The sequence below is a fragment of the Acinetobacter rudis genome (assembly GCF_000829675.1).
In the GTDB taxonomy this organism is placed as follows: Bacteria; Pseudomonadota; Gammaproteobacteria; order Pseudomonadales; family Moraxellaceae; genus Acinetobacter; species Acinetobacter rudis.
The window spans coordinates 23,432-29,478 of sequence record NZ_BBRX01000047.1; the positions used below are offsets into that span (position 1 = coordinate 23,432).

The 6,047-nt window shown below is 39.6% G+C and carries 4 protein-coding genes; 2 read left to right on the plus strand and 2 right to left on the minus strand.

Translation table 11 applies throughout. The features are described from left to right. Window positions 1-7: 7 nt before the first annotated feature. Complete coding sequence (locus Aru01_RS12630; RefSeq protein WP_016655465.1) at window positions 8-571, minus strand: lipocalin family protein; 564 nt, start codon at window positions 569-571, stop codon at window positions 8-10. A gap of 110 nt (window positions 572-681) precedes the next feature. Further along, window positions 682-2,703: an excinuclease ABC subunit UvrB gene (gene uvrB / locus Aru01_RS12635; RefSeq protein WP_016655464.1), complete on the minus strand. Its 2,022-nt coding sequence runs from the start codon at window positions 2,701-2,703 to the stop codon at window positions 682-684. A 518-nt stretch (window positions 2,704-3,221) separates the two neighbouring features. Here uvrB and Aru01_RS12640 point away from each other — a divergent pair. Beyond that, complete coding sequence (locus Aru01_RS12640) at window positions 3,222-5,315, plus strand: Ig-like domain-containing protein (RefSeq protein WP_016655463.1); 2,094 nt, start codon at window positions 3,222-3,224, stop codon at window positions 5,313-5,315. Window positions 5,316-5,435: 120 nt separating this feature from the next. Continuing rightward, on the plus strand, window positions 5,436-6,047 hold a 612-nt coding region (locus Aru01_RS12645), incomplete at its 3' end, for an A1S_2505 family phage non-structural protein (protein ID WP_042111413.1).

Below are 6,047 nucleotides of genomic sequence, written 5' to 3' on the forward strand. Positions count from 1 at the left end.
TTACTCATTACTTTTGATGTGTGGTATACACAACATCATCTACTTTATATCCAAGGCTTTTAGCATAATTGAGATATTGCTGGACCACCGCCTGATTCGGATGAGGATCACGTGATAGTAACCACATCGATTGCTTATTCGGTTCACCAATTAAAGCCATCTGATATTGCTCATCTAACTTTAATATCCAGTAATCGTTTTGACCAAGTGGTAACCAACGAATAGCTTCTGGCATAAAACTCAATTTAAACTTGCTATAACGCGGCTCATTGACTGGATAGGCCTCACCAACGAAGGTTAATGGTTTCTGATCTTGATCCAAACATTGACGCTCAGCCAGCAGATGACCATATTCGTTTAAAGTATATGTTGAAGTAATATCCCGATTACAACGCTTTGTCGTTGAACTCGGTTTACTCAAGATTTCATACCAAACCCCAAGAAACTTATCGAGCTCAACCTTATCTACAGCTTGCAGCTCTGCCGCTTGAAGAGGCATTACTGCAAAACAATAACACAGCACGCCAAGCACAATACCGCTCAGCTTTTTCTTTATCGTCGCATCGTTCATGATGATTCCTGCGGTTATTTTTATTTTAAAGTCTTGACGAGTTTAGCCTAAACTTTAAACTTTGTAACGCCAAATCACATATTAAACAATAGATTATATAGGCCAATATATTACACAATCATTTGTGCTTTGAGTCTTAGAATATCATCACGAATTTGTGCTGCCTGCTCAAATTGCAATTCTTTCGATGCTTTCAACATTTGCTTTTCGAGATTTGCCAAATGTCGTGCAAATAGTTTTGGATCAGAAAGAATATGACGTTCATCAGCGCTCATGCTGCTAAATTGATTAAACAATGCCTCATCGTATTGTTCTTGTTGAAGATCTTCACCTGTATCAATTTCTTTAACGGTTTGTCTAACCGCACTACGAGGTACGATACCATGCTCAGTATTAAACTCAATTTGTTTTAAACGTCGACGTTCAGTTTCATCTATCGCTTTTTGCATTGAGTCAGTGATACGGTCAGCATACAAAATCGCCTTCCCTTTTAAATTACGTGCAGCACGGCCAATGGTCTGAATCAAAGAACGTTCAGAGCGCAAGAAGCCTTCTTTATCTGCATCTAAGATCGCAACTAAGCTCACTTCAGGCATATCTAGCCCTTCTCGTAATAAGTTAATTCCCACCAAGGCATCATAGACACCTGTACGCAGTTCATGAATAATCTTAACTCGCTCTACAGTATCAATATCAGAGTGTAAGTAAGCAACTTTAATCGAATACTCTTTTAAATATGCAGTCAGATCTTCAGCCATACGTTTGGTTAAAGTAGTAATCAATACTCGCTCGTCTCGCTCCCTACGTATATTAATTTCAGATAAGACATCATCAACTTGAGTAAGCACGGGACGAATTTCAATTTCCGGGTCAATTAAGCCTGTAGGACGTACCACTTGCTCTACAATTTTTTCAGACTTTTCCAATTCATAGGCAGCAGGTGTTGCACTAACAAAGATAGTCGTAGGAATAATACGTTCCCATTCCTCAAACTTCATTGGGCGGTTATCTAAGGCACTTGGTAAACGGAAACCATAATTGACCAAGTTCTCCTTACGTGAACGGTCACCTTTATACATGGCACCAATCTGCGGTACGCTCACATGTGATTCATCAATGATCAGCAAGGCATCATCTGGTAAATAATCAAATAACGTTGGCGGTGCAGCACCTGCTGCACGACCAGACAAATGACGTGAATAGTTTTCGATACCGTTGGTGTAGCCTAACTGTTGCATCATCTCTAAATCATAACGCGTGCGTTGCTCAATTCGCTGTGCTTCTAGCAACTTGTCATGTGCTCTAAAAAAACCCAACTGTTCTTGTAATTCAACTTTAATTGTATCTATTGCACGAGCCAAATGGTCTTTAGGGGTTACATAATGGCTTTTTGGATAAATAGTTACACGTGGAACCTTACGCACCATTTTTCCATTGATTGGGTCAAACCACCGAATTGAATCTACCTCATCATCAAACAACTCTATGCGAATAGCATACTGGTCCGATTCTGCTGGGAAAATATCTAAAATTTCACCACGAATTCGATAGGTACCACGTAAAAATTCTAATTCATTACGGCTATACTGCATTTCAACCAAGCGACGAATTAATTCATCGCGGACAACCCGATCACCCTGTACCACATGCAACAACATACTCATATATGCATTTGGGTCACCCAAACCATAAATTGCAGAAACAGAAGCAACAATAATGGCATCGCGGCGTTCTAAGAGTGAACGCGTTGCAGATAAACGCATTTGATCGATATGATCATTAATAGCAGCATCTTTCTCAATAAAAGTATCTGAAGATGGCACATAGGCTTCAGGTTGATAGTAATCATAATAACTAACAAAATACTCTACGGCATTATTGGGGAAAAAAGCTTTAAATTCACCATAGAGCTGTGCAGCAAGCGTCTTATTATGTGCCATAACGATTGTTGGTCGTTGTAACTGTGCAATGACATTGGCCATAGTATAAGTCTTACCAGAACCCGTTACTCCCAACAGCAATTGGTCTTTTAAGCCATCACGTACACCTTGGACTAACTTCTCAATCGCCTGTGGCTGATCACCAGCAGGTTGATAATGGGTGACTAAATCAAAGGGTTGCTTTTCACTCACGACAGATCACTTCCTCAAGACCAATTTTTAAAGGCACAACATTTAAACCAGAACGATCTGCCCTATCTGAGTTGTTTATATTAAAGCGCATTAGAAATAATATCCATGCACCTGAATCAGTTATATACACTTGCGTGCATTGTTTTATTTCTACCGATTAAATTAGGCCATGTTTTCACTTATATTTCAGATTAAATTTACAATTTTTTTTTGACAACTTTGTATAAAAAACTTAACAACATTTTGATTTAAAAATAAAAAAAGTATGGTGCTTCGCCGTGTTTTATTTATACGTCAAATAATCAGAGAAATTTCAATTGTAGCTGATCTTGGCTTTTGTTAATTTAATTTCAAAATCGAGCTCCACCACAACACAATCAACTGTTATTTATAAATATTTATTCTTTATTTTAAATAAAACGGTATCGCATTTGCTCTATCACGCCGCACTTTAAGTGCGTGATTCAGCACCAATGCTTGATGATTAAGACAGAAGCAAGTAGCACAAAGAGTACATTATGCCAAAAATTACGGTTTCAAATTTACAACATCCTCATCTTCATCAAGATCTACAAACCAATTTGATCCGAGTTGAACTCCCGTCACGCATTGATCTAAATATTGATAAAAATGAAATTGCACAAATGGAACAGGTGGGTAAAAACTTAATCATCACACTCAAAAACGGTGAAAAGATAACGATCCAACAGTTTTTCACTCCTGAACAACATACACCACATCAATTATTACTGCGTGATCAACAAGGAAACGAAGTTCAGGCCAACTTTGATGAATACGCTCAACTGCTTGACTACAGTCCTGTACGATCAGTGCAAGTCACTGCACCCTCAAGCCCTGATCATAGTGTAACCACTGCTCCGCTCAATGCAGACCCCCAACTAGGAACATTATCTGCAACAGAAAATGAAGAGGATGGACAACCACTATTGATGAAAATAGGCTTAGGTATATTAGTTGCTGATGCGGCCTACTTACTTCTCAACAAAAAAGATAAAAACAACTCAGACAATAATCATGCAGGACCGCCAGATCTTACGCCCCCAACCATCAGCGCGGGCACTTTAGATCCCGATGGTAAAGTGATCACAGGTCAGACTGAAGCCAATATTCGGATTTATGTAACCAATCAGGCGGGTAAAACAATTGGAGAAAGTACCTCAGATGCTGAAGGTCGCTTTAAGATTGTGCTGAGCGAAGTCATTACAGATGGAGCACTGATCAGCATGAAAGCTGTCGATCAAGCAGGCAATGAGTCAAAGGCTGTTATTTTAAAAGGCAGTAAGGATACGATTGCTCCTGCTGAAGCCAATGCACAAATTAATGATCAAGGGCTAATAATTTCAGGTAAAGCAGAAGCCTTAAGCAAAATCTATATTTATGATGCGACTGGAAAAACACAAATTGCGGGTCCAGTCTATACCGCTAAAGATGGGTCATTTTCAGTGACCCTCAAAACTGCGCTACAACATGGCACTAAGGCTATGGTCATGGTACAAGATGAAGCGGGCAATCAATCAAAAATGGTCAGCGTAGAAGTTGGTAAAGATACTTTAGCTCCAGAACAGCCACTTATTGAAGTCACGCAAGATGGGCGTACAATCAAAGGCACTGCTGAAGCACTAAGTAAAATTAGTATCTTATCTGAAAATGGTCAGGTCTTGGCCACTGGTCAGGCTGATGCAAATGGTAAGTTTCAGCTCAACCTTCAGCCTGCGCTTGCCAAAGATCAAACAGCGAATATCGTGCTTGAGGATGCTGCTGGGAATAAATCTCCAGCACTCAAGTTTAAAGCTGGACAAGACAACATCGCACCTGACAAGGCCATCGCAACAATAAATGCTGATGGTACTGTCATCACGGGCACAGCCGAAGCCAATGCCACGGTTGAAATATATAATCAACAAGGCAATAAGATAGGCTCAAGCACAGTAAGTGCTGATGGAAAATTTAGCGTGACGCTGACGACCTCCATCGTCAATGGCAACTTAGCCAAAGTATATGTCCTTGATCATGCTTCAAATAAATCCATAGCCTTAGACCTTATCGGCAACAAAGACACTATTGCTCCAAATAAAGTGCTCTTAAAAAATGTTAATGATCAAGTTGGGGAAACCAAAGGTGAAATTAAAGCGGGAGACAATAGTGATGACCCTAGACCCGTGTTTAATGGTACTGGTGAACCGAATGCAACCTTAACTGTATATAATCATGGGATTGCCATTGGTAGTGTTCAGGTTGACAACAAAGGGACTTGGAGTTTTAAACCAGCAGCTGACCTTGCGCTGGGTAAACAAAATTTCACATTTACTCAAATGGATGCAGGCAGCAACACCAGTGAAATGAGTGATAGCTTTCAGTTTAATGTAATTCCGCCGAGCACAACCAGTAGCAATCTATTGATGAACCATGACCATCCCGTCCATCAATTTCAAGCTCAAACCAATATCTCTATTGATCAGCTTTTACTAGACAAGCCAACGGCACCAGAGACTTTTTTTAGCAATAATATCTCATTGAGCCAATTCGATTCCACAACAACTTCACCTGATTTATTGCAGTTATTACAACCTATTACAACTTATATTGCCTGATATAAGTGCTGAACAAGTATGCTTTAATCTGCTTGTTCAGCAATCAACTGACAAATCACTTGACCCTTTAGACAAAGCTCTGCAACATGAAGCAATACACACTTTCATGATGCGATGACCATGACCTACCATTATCACGATGAAACCATTATCAAAAACTTGCCTGAAGATACCGTTTTTGTCTTTGGGAGTAATATGGCAGGTACCCATGCAGGTGGTGCAGCTAAAATTGCGTTACAACATTTTGGTGCAATGCGTGGCGTAGGACGAGGTTGGGCTGGACAAAGTTTTGCTATTCCGACGATGAATGAACATCTTCAACAAATGCCACTATCACAAATTGAACATTATATTGATGACTTTAAAATTTATGTAAAAAACCATGCGAATACGAAGTTTTTTATCACCGCAGTTGGCTGTGGTGTTGCAGGATATAAAGTCGAAGAAATCGCTCCAATGTTTAAAGGTATTGGTCATCATGTAATTTTTCCCGAATCATTTCGACCATTTGTAGAAAAAACTCTACCCAAAATTAATCAAAACTTTTTAAAACAAGTCATTCACTCAGAACTCATTCTCGCAGCTGAACCTGAACAACAGATTCAAGAACTTCATTTAACAGCAGCAGAAAAAAGTCTGGCCACCATTTTACTCAACACGCCAATGTTCCCCGTAGACAGTAATGGTCGTGAACGAGATTTTGAAATCCAAGATATCCTGCATACCTTAAAC